At 70.2% G+C, this 15757-nt stretch carries 12 protein-coding genes and 1 pseudogene; 6 read left to right on the top strand and 7 right to left on the bottom strand.

Annotated features, from left to right (window positions below; genetic code table 11):
- The 3 genes from EEJ42_RS00870 to EEJ42_RS00860 form a co-directional block, all read left to right on the top strand.
- A partial coding sequence (locus EEJ42_RS00870) for a zinc-binding dehydrogenase (RefSeq protein WP_148081800.1) occupies nucleotides 1–411 on the top strand: 411 nt, incomplete at its 5' end.
- A 169-nt stretch (nucleotides 412–580) separates the two neighbouring features.
- The gene (locus tag EEJ42_RS00865; RefSeq protein ID WP_123098121.1) at nucleotides 581–1387 is read left to right on the top strand and encodes a DeoR/GlpR family DNA-binding transcription regulator; all 807 of its coding nucleotides are present in this window, start codon (nucleotides 581–583) and stop codon (nucleotides 1385–1387) included.
- Nucleotides 1384–2121, top strand: coding sequence for an HAD family hydrolase (locus EEJ42_RS00860; protein WP_123098120.1), 738 nt, complete (start codon nucleotides 1384–1386; stop codon nucleotides 2119–2121). Before EEJ42_RS00865 ends, EEJ42_RS00860 begins: the two co-directional genes overlap by 4 nt.
- A 252-nt stretch (nucleotides 2122–2373) precedes the next feature.
- On the opposite strand, the gene EEJ42_RS00855 is transcribed toward EEJ42_RS00860, so the two are convergent.
- The gene (locus tag EEJ42_RS00855) at nucleotides 2374–2934 is read right to left on the bottom strand and encodes a TetR/AcrR family transcriptional regulator (RefSeq protein ID WP_123098119.1); all 561 of its coding nucleotides are present in this window, start codon (nucleotides 2932–2934) and stop codon (nucleotides 2374–2376) included.
- Nucleotides 2935–3029: 95 nt separating this feature from the next.
- On the opposite strand from EEJ42_RS00855, the gene EEJ42_RS00850 reads away from it, so the two are divergent.
- On the top strand, nucleotides 3030–3770 hold the full coding sequence (locus EEJ42_RS00850) for an SDR family oxidoreductase (protein ID WP_123098118.1): 741 nt from the start codon (nucleotides 3030–3032) through the stop codon (nucleotides 3768–3770).
- Nucleotides 3771–3893: 123 nt separating this feature from the next.
- On the opposite strand, the gene EEJ42_RS00845 is transcribed toward EEJ42_RS00850, so the two are convergent.
- The gene (locus EEJ42_RS00845) at nucleotides 3894–6764 is read right to left on the bottom strand and encodes a PLL family lectin (RefSeq protein WP_123098117.1); all 2871 of its coding nucleotides are present in this window, start codon (nucleotides 6762–6764) and stop codon (nucleotides 3894–3896) included.
- 311 nt (nucleotides 6765–7075) lie between these two features.
- Here EEJ42_RS00845 and asnB point away from each other — a divergent pair, with 311 nt between their 5' ends.
- Together asnB and EEJ42_RS50535 are read left to right on the top strand one after the other, a co-directional pair.
- Complete coding sequence (gene asnB, locus EEJ42_RS00840) at nucleotides 7076–8908, top strand: asparagine synthase (glutamine-hydrolyzing) (protein ID WP_123098116.1); 1833 nt, start codon at nucleotides 7076–7078, stop codon at nucleotides 8906–8908.
- Between the two features lie 104 nt (nucleotides 8909–9012).
- On the top strand, nucleotides 9013–9525 hold the full coding sequence (locus EEJ42_RS50535) for a hypothetical protein (RefSeq protein ID WP_184502871.1): 513 nt from the start codon (nucleotides 9013–9015) through the stop codon (nucleotides 9523–9525).
- Here EEJ42_RS50535 and EEJ42_RS54115 read toward each other — a convergent pair.
- From EEJ42_RS54115 to EEJ42_RS00810, 5 genes and pseudogenes are all read right to left on the bottom strand, one after another.
- Nucleotides 9516–9662 (bottom strand): SDR family oxidoreductase, encoded by a 147-nt coding sequence (locus EEJ42_RS54115; RefSeq protein WP_342778223.1) that lies wholly within the window; start codon nucleotides 9660–9662, stop codon nucleotides 9516–9518. The genes EEJ42_RS50535 and EEJ42_RS54115 overlap by 10 nt on opposite strands.
- A 258-nt stretch (nucleotides 9663–9920) precedes the next feature.
- Entirely contained in the window at nucleotides 9921–11069 is a 1149-nt protein-coding gene (locus tag EEJ42_RS00825) for an acetyl-CoA C-acetyltransferase (RefSeq protein ID WP_123098115.1), read from the bottom strand.
- A gap of 53 nt (nucleotides 11070–11122) precedes the next feature.
- Nucleotides 11123–14374: a fused isobutyryl-CoA mutase/GTPase IcmF gene (icmF, locus tag EEJ42_RS00820; RefSeq protein ID WP_184502870.1), complete on the bottom strand. Its 3252-nt coding sequence runs from the start codon at nucleotides 14372–14374 to the stop codon at nucleotides 11123–11125.
- A 226-nt stretch (nucleotides 14375–14600) separates the two neighbouring features.
- Nucleotides 14601–15563 (bottom strand): electron transfer flavoprotein subunit alpha/FixB family protein, encoded by a 963-nt coding sequence (locus tag EEJ42_RS00815; protein WP_123098114.1) that lies wholly within the window; start codon nucleotides 15561–15563, stop codon nucleotides 14601–14603.
- Between the two features lie 80 nt (nucleotides 15564–15643).
- Nucleotides 15644–15757 (bottom strand): annotated as a pseudogene (locus EEJ42_RS00810) (electron transfer flavoprotein subunit beta); the annotation flags it as partial.

Genomic DNA, 15757 nt, shown 5'->3' with positions numbered 1-15757 from the left:
GGCGCCGACGCGGCCCTGCCCGCCGGCGCGCCCGCACTGGTCGCACGGGCCCGCGCGGCGCTGGGCGGGCCCGCCGACGTCGTCTTCGACTGCGTGGCCCGGGAGCAGTCCATGGCCCAGGCCACCGACCTGGTGGCCAAGGGCGGCCACATCGTCGTCGTGGGTGTGGGAGCCGCCGGAACCACCCCGATCCGCCTGGACCTGATCCAGGACCGGGAACTCCGCGTCGAGGGCACCCTGATGTACACCGGCGAGGACTACAGCACCGCCATGTCCCTCATCGCCTCGGGCACCGTCGACACTGATGAGATCGTCACCGCCACCTATGCGCTGGAGGACGCCGCCAGAGCGTTCGCCGCTTCCACCGATCCCCAACACGTCAAGGTACTGGTCACGGTGGACGGTCCCTGACGGCGCGGCGGGCCGAAGCCCACGGCCCGTGAACCGGACGAGCCCCGGCCTTCCCCGGCCCGTGTGCGAGACTGCGGGACCGGAGCCATGCGACCGCCGCCGTGCAGGGCCGGGGCCCGTCCCCTGCTGCCGGACCGACACCAGGACCCGAAGGGGAAGGAGAGTCGCTGTGTCCGCCCGTACGCGACTGTCACAGGCCGCTGTCGAGGAACGGCGGCAGGCCATCCTGCGCCACGTCGCCGAACACGGTGAGAGCCGCATCGACGACCTCGCCCGCAGCTTCGACGTGAGCCTGATGACGATGCACCGGGACCTGGACGACCTCGCCCAGCGCCATCTGCTGCGCAAGGAGCGCGGCCGGGCCGTCGCCTTTCCCGCCCTCACCATGGAAACCGCCACCCGGTTCCGGGAGAACAGCGCCCTCGCGGCCAAGACCGCGCTGTGCGCGGCCGTCGCCGACCGCGTCAAGCCGGGCAGCACGATCCTCATGGATGACTCGACCACTCTCTTCCCGCTCGCCCCCGTGCTCGCCCGGCTGGACCAGCTCACCGTCGTCACCAACTCGGTCGGCCTGGCGCAGCGCCTCGGCCGCGCGCCCGGGGTGACCATCACCCTGCTGGGTGGGCACTATCACGGCGACTTCAACTCCTGCACCGGTCCCGCCGTCACGCGCGCCCTGTCCCGGATCCGCGCCGACCTCGCCCTGATGTCCGCCACGGCCGTGCTCGAAGGACGGCTCTTCCACCCCTTGCAGGACTACGTCGAGGTGAAGCTGGCCATGCTCGCCTCCGCGGAGCAGGCGCTGCTCCTGGCGGACCATTCGAAGTTCGGCAAGACGGCCACGTACACCTACGGCACCGCGGCCGATTACCACGCGGTCATCACCGACACCCGCACCCCCGAGGCGGAGTTCGCGGCCCTCCGCGGACTCGGAGTCCCCGTCGAGACGGTCGAACCCGAAGAGCCCGCCCCGTGAGACACACCCTGTTCGAGACGCCGAGCGCCCACAGCCTCACCGATGCCGAGATGGCCGCGCCCCTGCCACGGGTCCGGGCCGTGCTGTTCGACTTCAGCAACACGATCTTCGAAATGATCAACCTGGAGACGTGGCTGCACCGGGTCGGCACCGCCTCCGGCCGTCTCGCCCTGCTGGACGGCCATGACGCCGTGGCCGACATCTCCCGGCAACTGCGCACCGCGTTCCGGCTGCCCGCCGTGGTCTCCCTCCAGGAAGGCCGGGACCTCTCCCCCGAGCGGCACTACCGCGCCATGCTCGGATGGTGGGAGCACGTGGACTTCCTGCGCGGCGTGGAGGAGACGGCCTATCGGGAACTCACCGCCCCTGACGCCTGGGGCCCCTACCCGGACACCGAGCCCACGCTGCGGGCACTGCGCGACCGTGGACTGCGCATCGCCATCGTGAGCGACTTCGCCTGGGACCTGCGCACCCACCTCGCCCACCACAAGCTGGACGGCCTGATCGACAGCTGCGTCATCTCGTACGAGCACGGCCGCGAAAAGCCCGACCCGCAGCTGTTCTTCACGGCGTGCGCCGAGCTCGGGACGGATCCCCGCGCCGCACTCATGGTCGGCGACAACCCGGTGCGCGACGGGGGCGCGGCCGCCTGCGGGCTCCGCACCTACATCCTGCCGGCCGGAAGCCACACCGCCGACCGGGGCCTGGCGGACATCCTCCGGCTGGTCACCTGACCGGTGCGTGAGGCGAGGGTACGGGCCGATTCGGTGTGGGGAGCCGGGCTACCGGAACATGTTCACCATCATCTGATGAATTAATCCGAGAGCCGCAATCGCTACCAGCCACCACGCAGGATCACGCCACGGGCGCTTTGGCCATTCGTCATCCTCCATCTCGAATCCCTCCCCACTCCCGCTCATTCCTGAGCGACAGTTGCACGCCTTGAGGAGCCCTCGAAGAAGAAGTACGAGAATTCACCACATCGGTCACCGGACCGCGTCCGGTCGGCGCAGGCCGTCGAGGATGACGTTCATCAGGGGCCGTGCCGTGGATTCCCACTCATCCCGGTCCAGTCGGCCGAGGTAGGCGATGAGCAGCAGGACCCCGTGGGCGTCCACGTCCGTGCGGAGGGAACCGGTCTCCTTCCCGGCGTCCAGCAGCTGGGTGAGGGCGCCTTCGATGGGGTTGTGGCTGTGGGCGACGAGGTCCTGCCACGCCACCGGCTCGAGCGCCGCCAGGACGCCGCGCTTGACCTCGGCGTAGTCGATCACGCGGTCGAGCCAGTGGCGCAGGGCTTCCACGGGCTCGTGTTCCGCCAGCAGGGCGGAGGCGGCGGTCACGAGCTCTTCGACGTCACGCCGGTAGACCTCGGCCAGGAGCGCTTCGCGGTTGGGGAAGTTCCGGTAGAGCGTTCCCTGTCCCACCCCGGCGCGCTTGGCGATCTCGTTGAGGTGGACGTGAGGGGACTCGGCGAGGGCTGCACGGGCGGCCTCCACGATGCGGGTCCGGTTCTCCACCGCATCCGGACGACGGGCTGACGCGCTCATGGGCCTCTCCTGATGTTCTTCCTGTGACAAGTGGACACGTGTCCGCTAGGGTGAATCCCACTGCGGACACGTGTCCACTTTACTTGGAGGCAGCAGTGCTCTCTCTTCACAACAAGATCGTCGCCATCACCGGAGCGAGTGGCGGCATCGGCGAAGCCACGGCCCGTCTGCTCGCCGAGCGCGGCGCCGCGGTCGTCCTCGCGGCGCGCCGCAGCGAGCGCATCGACGCCATAGCGGAGGACATCCGGGAGGCGGGCGGCCGCGCCGCCACCTGCGTCGTCGACGTCACCGAGGCCGAGGACCTGCACTCCCTGGTCTCCCGCACCGTCGACCAGTACGGCCGCATGGACGTCCTGGTGAACAACGCCGGTATCGCCCCGATCAGCCCGCTGGCCGACCTCGACACCGCAAGCTGGGCGGCAATGATCGATGTCAACCTTCGCGGCATGCTCAACGGCGTCGCCGCCGCGCTGCCCGTCTTCCGCGAACAGGGGTCGGGCCACCTGGTGAGCATCGTCTCGGTGGCCGGTCTGTCCGTGTCCCCCTCGATGGCCGTCTACGCCGCGACCAAGAACGCGGTGCGCACCGTCCACGAGGGGCTGCGCACGGAGTCCACCGACGGGGTGGTGCGCACGACAGCCATTTCGCCGGGATACGTCCGCACCGATCTCGCCGACTCCATGGCGGACCCGCACATCCGCGAGCAGACGCGCAAGAACATGGACGCGGTGGGCATCCATCCGGCAGCGGTTGCCCGCGCGGTGGCCTTCGCCATCGAGCAGCCCGACGACGTCGAGATCGGCGAAATCAACGTCCGCCCCACCGTCCAGGCATGACGCGCGTTCAAACTCCCCTCGCGAGGAACTGACGGGCGCCGCGCAACGTCACCGCCCCGTCGGATGCGCTGCGCGTCGCGTTGACGACGAGGCGCGGACCGACCTCGGCCAGGCGCGGGCGGGTCAGCCGGACGGCAATTCAGCCTGGATATCGGCGACGAGCTTCTTCGCCGCCGCCAGCTTCGGCCCATAGACCGCGGGGTCCGTGGCGTTGAGTGCGGTGAAGATGTCCACGGCTTCCCGCGCCCGCGTGAGCGCATCGTCCCGTCGGCCGGACTGCCGCAGGTAGGGGATCGTCGGAAACATCAGCCAGTCGCCCAGACCGCCGCGATACCTCCCGGGGTTCGCGGTGGCGAGTTGGCGGAGCAGGTCGGTGGCCTCGATGGCGCGCTGTGCGCCCTGGGCGTGGTCGGGCTTGCCCCACAGGGCCTGCGCCAGATTCACCAGCGCCCAGGCCTTTCGGTACAGGAGATCCTCGGAGCCCGGCTGTTCACCGATCAGCTTGTCGAAGAGGCCGAGCGCCTCCCGCATGCGGGCGATGGCCTCGTCGTGGCGGCCGCTGACCATCAGATATGTGCCTGCCGGGAACACCAGCCACTGCGCGAGCCCGGGCCGGTAGGTGGGTTTCCTGGTGGTGAGTTGGCGGAGCAGGTCGGTGGCCTCGATGGCGCGCTGTGCGCCCTGGGCGTGGTCGGGCTTGCCCCACAGGGCCTGGGCCAGATTGACCAGCGTCCACGCCTTTCGGTACAGGAGATCCTCGGAGTCCGGCTGTTCACCGATCAGCTTCTCGTAGAGACCCAGCGCCTCCCGCATACGGGCGATGGCCTCGTCAGGGTGGCCGCTGGACATCAGATACGTGCCCGCCGGGAACACCAGCCACTGCGCGAGCGTCGCACGGTAGCCGGGGTCCTGGGCCACGACCTCGCGGGCGACCGCGATCGCGTCGGCCGCCCGGGCGTTGGCCTCCTCGCGCGCCGGGCCCGGCAGGTTGCACAGGGTCTGGGCCCGCGTCACCAGGGCCCGCGCATCGGCGATCCGGGCCGACGCGGTCGGCGTGGCCGGGTCGTAGAAACACGTCTGGAGCTTCGGCACCTCACCGATCTCGCTGCCGAAGTCGACCCGGTAGAGCGATACGCCGCGCGCCGCCGTCGGCACCGCGGCCAGCTCGGCGTACGACCACCAGGGCTGTCCGAGCCGCAGCGGCGCCGACCACTGGGACGCTTGGGGATCCCGGTAGATGGTCTGCACGCGGCTGTCCCGGCCCAGCCAGAACCAGTGGGCGCGCCGGTCCCCGGTCACCGCCGGGACGGTCGTGTAGGGCACGCCCCATTTGGTGAGGTGCTGCGGGGTGATCTCGGCCGGGGCGCTCCAGCCGCCGTCGTAGTGGATGTTCCACAGGGAACCGAAGGTGCCCTGCCAGACCACATCGGCCTTTCCGTCACCGGTGCCCATGGCCTGGATGGACGACGGGAAGTCGTTCCCGGGGAATTCGGCGATCTGCGCGGGCGCGCTCCACGCGGGGTGGGCCGCGTGGGCGTCGTAGGTGACGCAGTGCAGCGTGCGGTCGTTCATGGTCCACACCACCAGGACCACCCCGGGCGAGGGACAGGCCACCGTGAGGTCCGAGCCCAGCGACGCGGCGTCCGCCGGGGTCGCCGCCTGGGGTGGCCCCCACACCCCCTTGGCGTCCTGGAACGCGGCCATCAGCGTGCTGGTGCCGTTGTCCCGCCACACCACGACGACCGAGCCCGGTGTCGCAGCGGCCTCGGCATAGGAGACGTCGGTGGCGTCGCCGCTCACCCTGACCGGAGCGTCCAGCCAGCCGGTCGGCCGGGTGGGATCGGTGCGCGTGGCGTAGATGCCGCCGTCCTTGCCCATCATCACCACGGTGATGAGGCCCGGCCCCGATGACACGGCGCGCGGCGTGGGTTCCCGCCGCACCGTGTTCTCCGCGCTGATGGCCACCGACGGTTTCCAGGCCGGTGCGGTCGCGGTGGAGTCGTAGGACGTGGTGCGGAGTTGTGCCTTGTCCGGGTCCTGCCACACCAGAACGGTGCGCCCCGGCCGGTCCGAGGCCGCGACCAGGGACGCCATGCTGTCCGGCACCTCCACCGGGGCCCAGGGGGACCATCCGGGTGTGCGCGGGTCCTTGGCCCAGTAGGCCACGGTGTCATGGAAGCCGATGAGTTTGGCCAGCCCCGTCCTGACCCGCATATCGGCGCGCAGCTGATCGGAGTAGTAGCCCCGGGCGTCGTCGTATTCGGCCTGTCCTCCGAGGCGCCACCCGACTTCGGTGTGCCCGGTGTCGTAGCCGGTGATGTGGTCCACGCACTGATGGGCCAGGAAGTAGCTCCCGCGCCCGTCCGGACCGCCGCCGGTGTGCGGTTCGATGGCCTGATCGGCGTGCTGGAACACCCAGTCCAGCCGCGCCGCGTGCCGGGTCAGCTCCTCGCGGGCCAGCCGGTCCTCGCGGTACTGCGGATTGAGCCCGGCGATCACGCCGAACCGGACGGTCAGCACATAGACATAGGCGATATACGCCAGCCGGTGATCGAAGACGCTCTCCGGCGTGTTCGGATCCGGGCGGTAGAAGTAGGAGTCGCCCTCCAGCAGCGTATTCGCCGCCAGCCGTGAGTTGTTGTCCGCGTTCGACCGCAGCAGCGGGTCCTTGCGCCCGTCGGCGACCCAGGCGTTGAGCTCGTCCATGGCCGTGCGGGCCCGCCCGCGCAGGCCGTCCAGGTCGCGCCGCAAATTGAGGACATACGCCTGCTGCTCGACTCGGACGGCCTGTTTCACGGCCTCGAGCACCTCGTCGAACCGCCCCTGGAGGGCGACGAAGTCCTGGTGCAGCACCTCCAGCCTGGCCAGGATCTCCTCTTCGGGAGTGGGGCTGTGGCTGCCGAGGCTGACGAAGGCGACAATGCCCTGGTAAGCCTCATACGCCTTTTTGCCGGCTTCGTATACCGCCAGTGCGGTGACGATGGGCGTGGCCATATCCGGTGTTTCCCCCCTCGGCCCGTGCCCCCGCGGGCACGCCTGACGCAAGTGAACCACCGGACAACCACACATATGCTGGAAAACTACTTGAGCGCCCCCTCTATACGCCGCAAGCCTCTTATCAAACCCCATTCCGAGGGGCTGGATTTCGGACAGCGTTCGAGGCGAAACGTTCTCTTAACAGGAATTTACGCGTGAGAAACGCCACCCGTCGGCATGGTCGGCGGATGGTAGCGATCCGCCTCCGGAGAGGTAGATGGTTATCCCAGGCAACCGTTCGCTCTCCCGATCGAAAGGGTTGATCACTCGTGTGTGGCATCACCGGCTGGGTCTCCTACCGCCGCGACCTCACCTCCCACCGCCAACTCCTCGACACCATGACGGAGACGATGGCGTGCCGCGGCCCGGACGCGGCGGGCACCTGGGTGACCGGCAAGGCGGCGCTCGGCCATCGCAGGCTGGCCGTCATCGACCTGCCCGGCGGGGCCCAGCCCATGACCGTCGAGACGGCCGACGGCCCCGTCACCCTGGTGTACTCCGGTGAGGCGTACAACTTCACCGAGCTGCGCGACGAACTGCGCCGCAGGGGCCACGGCTTCACCACCGACTCCGACACCGAGGTCGTCCTGCGCGGCTACCTGGAGTGGGGCGAGGCCCTCACCGAGAAGCTCAACGGCATGTACGCCTTCGCCATCTGGGACTCCCGCGCCGAGAAGCTGGTGATGGTCCGGGACCGGCTCGGCATCAAGCCGTTCTACTACTACGAGACCGACGACGGCGTGCTCTTCGGCTCCGAGCCCAAGGCCATCCTCGCCAACCCGCTCGCCGCCCCCGTGGTCGGCATCGACGGGCTGCGCGAGATCTTCTCGTTCGCCAAGACACCCGGCGAGGCCATATGGAAGGGCATGAAGGAGCTGCGACCCGGCCATCTGGCCGTCGTCGACAGCAACGGGCTGCGCGAGCGGGCGTACTGGCGTCTGGAGGTGTCCGAACACACCGATGACCAGCAGGCGACCGTCGCCCGCGTGCGGGAGCTGCTGGAGGACATCATCGCCCGCCAGCTCGTCTCCGACGTGCCCCGCTGCACCCTGCTCTCCGGCGGGCTCGACTCCTCCGCGATGACTTCGCTCGCCGCCCGCCGGCTCGCCGAGGACGGCGAGACCGTGCGCAGCTTCGCCGTCGACTTTCCCGACCAGGCGGAGAACTTCCGCGCGATCGACGTCGCGCCCAGCGTCGACACGCCGTACGTGCACGCGGTGGCCGAGTACGTGAAGTGCGACCACCAGGACATCGTGCTCGACGGCTCCGCCCTGTCCGACCCGGCCGTCCGGCGGGCCGCCATCGCCGCCCGGGACCTGCCCATCGGGCTCGGCGACCGGGACAACTCGCTCTACCTGCTGTTCAAGGCCGTCCGCGAGCAGTCGACGGTGGCGCTGTCCGGTGAGTCGGCCGACGAGGTCTTCGGCGGCTATCCGTGGTTCCACGACGAGCGGCGCGAGGCCGACACGTTCCCGTGGCTCGCCGGGGGGCCGGTGCTCGGCGACACCTCGAGCCTGCTGCCCGACGACCTCGCCGCCCGGCTCGACCTGGACACCTACCTCCGCGACCACTACGTCACCGCGCTGAAGGAAGTCCCCCTCAAGGAGGGCGAGTCCGGTCTGGAGAAGCGCATGCGGCAGGTTTCCTATCTGCACCTCACCCGCATGGTCAACACGCTCCTCGACCGCAAGGACCGGATGAGCATGGCGGTCGGCCTCGAGGTCAGGGTGCCGTTCTGCGACCACCGGCTCGTGAGTTACGTCTTCAACACCCCGTGGTCGCTGAAGACGTTCGACGGGCGGGAGAAGAGCATCCTGCGCGAGGCCACTCGTGACGTGCTGCCCGAGTCGGTCGCGAACCGCAAGAAGAGCGGCTACCCCGGCAGCTTCGACCCCGCCTATCTGGCCGCCATCAAGGGGCAGGCGAGCGATCTCATCAGCTCGGGACACCCGGTCCTCGACCTGTGCCGCGTCGAGTCGCTGAAGCAGGCCATCGCCGCTCCGGGCGAGAGCATCACCACGCAGCAGCGCGCCGCCATCGAACGCGCCCTCGACCTGGCCGCATGGCTGGATCTGCGGAAGCCCACCATCACTCTGGACTGAACCGCACCGGCGCGCTCACGGGTCACCGGGGGAAGCGCGGCGTTGCCCCGACAGGCGTAACGCAGCGTGATCGGATCCGGGCGTCGAGTTCGTACAGTGACCCCATGTGGCGCCTCCCGCAAGCCGGTACCCTCGCCGTCCTCAAGCTCCCGGCTGCCCTGCTGCTGGTCACGCTCGTGCTGGTGGGCTTCGGCACGCTCCTGTCGGCGGGCGGGCTGACCGTCCTGACGGTGCATCCCACACGGACGGTCAGCCCGCATCCCACCGTCACGGACACCACGTCCGGCCCGACGACCTCACCGCCGACCACGCCGCCCACCACGCCGCCGACCTCACCCGTCACGTCTCCGCCCACCACGCCGCCGACCAGCCCCGCCCCGCAGTCCGCGCCCGCCACGCCGGGCCCCGCCTCGGGCCCGCTGGCCCAGGGCGGACAGGAGGTGGTGGCCAATTCGGCGGCGCTGCTCACCTCCTGGATCGGGCTGATCAGCCAGGTGCTCGGGCTGCTGACGGCGATGATCGGACTGGCCGCCGCGGGCCGCCGCCCGGCCACCATCGAGCCCGCCGACCGCGGAGAGTCCGAGCCGCCCGAGGACAGGCGGCCTCGTCACCGGTGACCGCCCGTGTGACCGGTGTGGCCGATGGTCTGTCCGCCGTCGACGAGGAACTCCCCGCCCGTGGTGTACGAGGCGTCGTCGCAGGCCAGGAAGAGCACCATGCGGGTGACCTCATCGGGTTCGCCGATGCGGGGCACCGGCTGGTGGGCGAAGAGCCCGGGGGGAAGCGGCGACGGCTCCGTGGCCGCGGTCGCGCATGCCGGGCAGGACGGTGTGCATGCCGAGGAAGGCGCCCACCAGATTGACGTCGAGGATCCGGCGTGTGGTGGTGCTGCGTCTGGGGGGGAACTCACCGGCCAGGGCCTCCCCCTCCTCGGCGCCTCGAGCCAATCCGGCATGCCCGCTTGACAGGCAAACCCTCCATATCAGGCGGGGTGCGCGAAGCGGGCCGTGGATCACACGCGTTCCACCACGGTCGCGTTGGCCATGCCACCCCCCTCACACATCGTCTGGAGCCCGTAGCGGCCTCCGGTCCGGCGGAGCTGGTGGACCAGCGTCGTCATCAGCCGGGCGCCGGTGGCGCCCAACGGGTGGCCCAGGGCGATCGCGCCGCCGAAGGCGTTGGTGCGCTCCGGATCGGCGCCGGTCTCCGCGAGCCATGCCTGGACCACCGGTGCGAACGCCTCGTTGATCTCCACCAGGTCGATCCGGCCGAGGGTCAGTCCCGACCGGTCCAGCACCTTCTCGGTGGCGGGGATGGGCCCGGTGAGCATGAGAACGGGGTCGGAACCGACGACGGCCATGGTGTGCACCCGCGCCAGCGGCACCAGCCCGAACCGGCGCACCGCGGCCTCGGAGGCGACCAGCAGGGCGGCGGCCCCGTCGGAGATCTGGCTGGACACCGCGGCGGTCAGCCGGCCGCCCACGCTGAGGGGCTTCAGCCCCGCCATCTTCTCCAGTGAGGTGTCCGCGCGCGGCCCCTCGTCGGTCTCCAGCCCGAACGCGGGCACGATCTCGTCCGCGAAGACTCCGCCCGCCTGGGCCGCCAGCGCCCGCTGATGGCTGGCCAGTGCGTAGCGCTCCATGTCCTGCCGGGAGATGCCCCACTTCTCCGCGATCAGCTCCGCCCCGCGGAACTGGGAGATCTCCTGATCGCCGAAGTGGCCGCGCCAGCCCTCCCCGCCGTACGGGGTCCCCATGCCCTCGCGCTCCCCGAGGACGGCCGGGCTGCCGATGGGCACCAGACTCATCGCCTCGACCCCGCCCGCCACGACGAGATCGGCGGAGCCGGACATCACGGCCTGGGCCGCGAAGTGCACGGCCTGCTGGGACGAGCCGCACTGCCGGTCGATGGTCGTACCCGGCACGTGCTGGGGCAGACCACCGGCCAGCCAGGAGGTGCGGGCGATGTTGCCGGTCTGCGCGCCGATCTGGCTCACGCAGCCGAAGTACACGTCGTCCACGGCGCCGGGATCGATACCGTTCCGGTCGACGAGCGCGCGCAGCACATGCGCTCCGAGGTCGGCGGGATGGACACCACTCAGGGCGCCCTTGCGGCGGCCGACGGGGGTGCGGACGGCGTCGACGATGAAGGCTTCGGTCACGGTGCGCTCCGGAGTCCGGGAATCGGGGTGATTCGGGGCGGGCGGGCCCGCGGTCAGACGTTGCGGCGGTATTCCCCGCCCACCTCGAAGAAGGCCTCGGTGATCTGCTGGAGGGAGCAGACCCGGGCGGCGTCCATCAGCACCGCGAAGACGTTGCGGCCACTGGTGGCGGCGTCCTTGAGCGCGGCCAGGGCGGCGGGCGCCTGCTCGCGGTGGCGGTCCTGGAAGTCGCCGACGCGCTTCAGCTGGGACTGCTTCTCGTCCTCGGTGGCGCGGGCCAACTCGACGGCCGCCTGGCCGCCTTCGGCGTCGGCGTGGGGGTGGCGGAAGGTGTTGACGCCGATGATGGGCAGGGTGCCGTCGTGCTTGCGCTGCTCGTACAGCATGGACTCGTCCTGGATGCGCCCGCGCTGGTAGCCGGTCTCCATGGCGCCGAGCACCCCGCCGCGCTCGCTGATCCGCTCGAACTCGCTCAGCACCGCCTCCTCCACCAGGTCGGTGAGCTCGTCGATGACGAAGGATCCCTGCAACGGATTCTCGTTCATCGCCAGGCCCCACTCCCGGTTGATGATCAGCTGGATGGCCAGCGCACGGCGCACCGAGTCCTCGGTGGGGGTGGTGACGGCCTCGTCGTAGGCGTTGGTGTGCAGGCTGTTGCAGTTGTCGTAGATGGCGATCAGCGCTTGCAGGGTGGTGCGGATGTCGTTGAAGTCCATCTCCTGGGCGTGCAGGGAGCGCCCGGAGGTCTGCACGTGGTACTTCAGCTTCTGGCCCCGTGTCCCCGCGCCGTAACGCTCCCGCAGGGTCACCGCCCAGATGCGGCGGGCCACCCGGCCGAGCACGGAGTACTCCGGATCCATGCCGTTGGAGAAGAAGAACGACAGGTTGGGGGCGAAGTCGTCGATGTGCATCCCACGGGCGAGATACGCCTCGACGTAGGTGAAGCCGTTGGCGAGGGTGAAGGCGAGCTGGCTGATCGGGTTGGCCCCGGCCTCGGCGATGTGGTAGCCGGATATGGACACCGAGTAGAAGTTGCGCACCTCCTTCTCGATGAACCACTCCTGGATGTCGGCCATCATCCGCAGGCTGAACTCGGTGGAGAACAGGCAGGTGTTCTGGCCCTGGTCCTCCTTGAGGATGTCGGCCTGCACGGTGCCGCGGACGCTGCGCAGGACATGCGCCCGGACCTCTTCGGCCTCCTCGGCGGTCGGCTCGCGGCCGTGCTCGGTGGCGTGGGCGTCGAGTCGCTGGTCGATCGCGGTGTTGAGGAAGAAGGCGAGGATGGTCGGTGCCGGACCGTTGATCGTCATGGAGACCGACGTGGTGGGCGAGGTCAGGTCGAAGCCGTCGTACAGCGCCTTCATGTCCTCCAGGGTCGCCACCGACACACCCGAGGTTCCGACCTTCCCGTAGATGTCGGGACGCAGGTCGGGATCGCGGCCGTAGAGGGTGACCGAGTCGAAGGCGGTGGACAGCCGGGTGGCTTCGCTGCCCTCGGAGAGGTAGTGGAAGCGGCGGTTGGTACGGAACGGATCGCCCTCACCGGCGAACATCCGTGCCGGGTCCTCGCCCTCGCGCTTGAACGGGAACACCCCGGCGGTGAACGGGAAGAACCCCGGAAGGTTCTCGGAGCGGAGGAACCGCAGCAGCTCTCCGTGGTCGGTGTAGCGCGGCAGCGCCACCCGGGGGATCCTGCTCCCGGACAGTGACTCGCGCACCAGCGTGGTGCGCAGCTCGCGGTCGCGTGTCGTCACGACGAGCTCGTCGCCGGAGTAGTCGCGTACGGTCTGCGGCCAGTCGGCCAGCGCGTTGCGCGCTTCCGGTGCGAAGGTGTCCTCCGCGCCCTTCAGCAGCTTCTCGACGTCGTCGATGCGCGCGCCGACCGCCGCCAGCTCGTCGCGGACGGCCGCCAGCCGCTGGATCCGGCGGGCCTGCCCGGCCAGGACGTCGGTCCGCTCGTGATAGCCGCGGACCGTGTCGGCGATCTCCGCCAGGTAACGCACCCGGGCCGGGGGCACGACCTGCGTGGCGCCGCTGGAGTGGCGCACCGCCACCTCGGGAAGCGCTCCGGGCACCACGGGCAGGCCGCGCTCGGCGAAGAGGTCCCGCAGATGCTGGTACAGCGCGGTGACCCCGTCGTCGTTGAAGGTCGACGCGCTGGTCCCGAAGACCGGCATGTCCTCCGGCCGCTGGCCGAACGCCTCGCGGTTGCGCACCAGTTGTCGGCCCACGTCACGCAGCGCGTCCTTGGCTCCGCGCCGCTCGAACTTGTTGATGGCCACCACGTCGGCGAAGTCGAGCATGTCGATCTTCTCCAGCTGGGACGCCGCGCCGAACTCCGGTGTCATCACGTACAGCGACACGTCCACGTACGGGACGATCGCGGCATCCCCCTGCCCGATGCCCGGCGTCTCCACGATCACCAGGTCGAAACCGGCCGCCTGGCAGGCCGCGATGGCGTCCGCCAGGCCCTCGGGAACCTCCCGTCCGGCGCGGGTGGCGAGCGAGCGGAAGAACACCGTGTCGCCGTCGAGGCAGTTCATGCGGATCCGGTCGCCCAGCAGGGCGCCCCCGCCGCGCCGCCGGGTCGGATCCACGGCCAGCACCGCCACCTTGAGCCTGCCGTCCTGGTCGCTGCGCAGCCGACGTACCAGCTCGTCCGTCAGCGACGACTTCCCCGAGCCGCCGGTGCCGGTGATGCCGAGGACCGGTGTCCGACGGGACGCCGCGGCCTCGCGCAGGACGCGTAGATCCGGGTCGGCCACCGCACCGGCCTCCAGGCCGGTGAGCAGCCGGGCCAGCGCGGGCCGCTCCCCCGCCAGGACCTGGTCCGGCGCGACCGGGGCCAGATCCCACAGCGCGGTGTCGCACTCTTCGACCATCGAGTTGATCATCTTGGCCAGCCCGAGGCGCTGGCCGTCCTCCGGGGAGAAGATCCGTACCCCGGCCCGGGCCAGCCGGGCGATCTCCTCCGCGACGATGACCCCGCCGCCGCCACCGAAGACCTTCACGTGTCCGGCGCCACGCTCCCGCAGCAGCTCCACCAGGTACTCGAAGTACTCGATGTGTCCGCCCTGGTAGGAGCTCACGGCCACGCCCTGGACGTCCTCCTCCAGCGCCGCCGTCACCACCTCGTCGACCGAGCGGTTGTGCCCGAGGTGCACCACCTCGACGCCCTGGGTCTGGAGGATGCGACGCATGATGTTGATCGCCGCGTCGTGCCCGTCGAAGAGACTCGAAGCCGTGACGAACCGGACCGGGTGCTGCGAGCGGTACAGGGCGTCGGCGGAGGCAGAAGCAGGCAAGGTGTCCTCCAGAGAGGGAGTGAACAAAGCGAACGAGCGGACGCCTCCGGCCGGAAGCGACCCCACCACGACCCGTGATGCAGCAACCGTCACCGAAAGTGAACTACTAGGACGTCCAAGTAAATCGGGAGACGACGGGCCGCACAAGCGAAATCCGGTGTGCCGCTGCTCTCACTGCCGGGCGCGGCACGCTCACCCGGCACCCGGGCAGCGGCTTGGTCCGACGTCAGCCCTTGCGGGTCTTGACCTCCTCGGTGAGCTGCGGGACGACCTCGAAGAGGTCGCCGACCACGCCATAGTCGACCAGGTCGAAGATCGGGGCCTCGGCGTCCTTGTTGACGGCCACGATCGTCTTCGACGTCTGCATACCGGCGCGGTGCTGAATCGCACCCGAGATACCCGCCGCGATGTACAGCTGCGGAGACACCGTCTTACCCGTCTGCCCCACCTGGTTGGTGTGCGGGTACCAGCCCGCGTCCACCGCCGCACGCGACGCACCCACCGCCGCACCGAGGGAGTCCGCCAGGGCCTCCACGACGGGGAAGTTCTCCGCGCCACCCACGCCACGGCCGCCGGAGACGACGATGGCGGCCTCGGTCAGATCCGGACGCCCCGTCGACTCACGCGCCGCCCGCGAGACCACCTTCGTCCCCGTGGCCTGCTCGGAGAAGGACACCTCCAACGCCTCGGCGGCACCGGCGGCCGGAGCCGCCTCCGGGGCGGCCGAGTTGGGCTTGACGGTGATCACCGGCGTGCCCTTGGTAACCCGGGACTTGGTGGTGTACGCGGCCGCGAACACCGACTGCGTCGCCACCGGACCCTCCGCACCGGCCTCCAGATCGACGGCGTCGGTGATGATGCCCGACCCGATACGCACCGCCAGCCGCGCCGCGATCTCCTTGCCCTCCGCCGAGGACGGGAACAGCACGGCAGCCGGATTCACGGCCTGGTACGCGGCCTGAACCGCGTCCACCTTCGGCACGACGCGGTAGTCGGCAAACTCCGGCGCGTCGGCGGTCAGGACGCGCACCGCGCCGTACTCGGCGACGGGCGCGGCGGTGTCGGCGGCACCGGCACCGAGGGCGACGGCGACGGGCTCACCGATGCGGCGGGCCAGCGTCAACAGCTCCAGGGTGGGCTTGCGGACGGCACCGCCCACGTGGTCGACATAGACGAGGACTTCAGCCATGAGACTTCTTCTCTCCTGCGAATACGAGGTATCAGGGGGCGGTGAGACGGTCAGATGAACTTCTGACCGGCCAGGCTGTGTCAGACGAATTTGCGCTCCGCGAGAAAGGCCGCGAGCTGCTTGCCGCCCTCGCCCTCGTCCTTGACGATCGTGCCCGCCGTACGGGCCGGGCGCTCCTCCGCGCCGTCGACCTT

Origin of the sequence: Streptomyces botrytidirepellens (genome assembly GCF_003721215.1) — a bacterium.
GTDB classification, from domain to species: Bacteria; Actinomycetota; Actinomycetes; order Streptomycetales; family Streptomycetaceae; genus Streptomyces; species Streptomyces himastatinicus.
This window is presented reverse-complemented; position numbering and strand designations above follow the sequence as displayed.

Excerpts from the sequence above, each read along its gene's own strand:
- EEJ42_RS00855 (WP_123098119.1), bottom strand. The coding sequence starts at position 2,934 with ATGAGCGCGTCAGCCCGTCGTCCGGATGCGGTGGAGAACCGGACCCGC.
- EEJ42_RS00845 (WP_123098117.1), bottom strand. The coding sequence starts at position 6,764 with ATGGCCACGCCCATCGTCACCGCACTGGCGGTATACGAAGCCGGCAAA.
- EEJ42_RS50535 (WP_184502871.1), top strand. The coding sequence starts at position 9,013 with ATGTGGCGCCTCCCGCAAGCCGGTACCCTCGCCGTCCTCAAGCTCCCG.
- EEJ42_RS00815 (WP_123098114.1), bottom strand. The coding sequence starts at position 15,563 with ATGGCTGAAGTCCTCGTCTATGTCGACCACGTGGGCGGTGCCGTCCGC.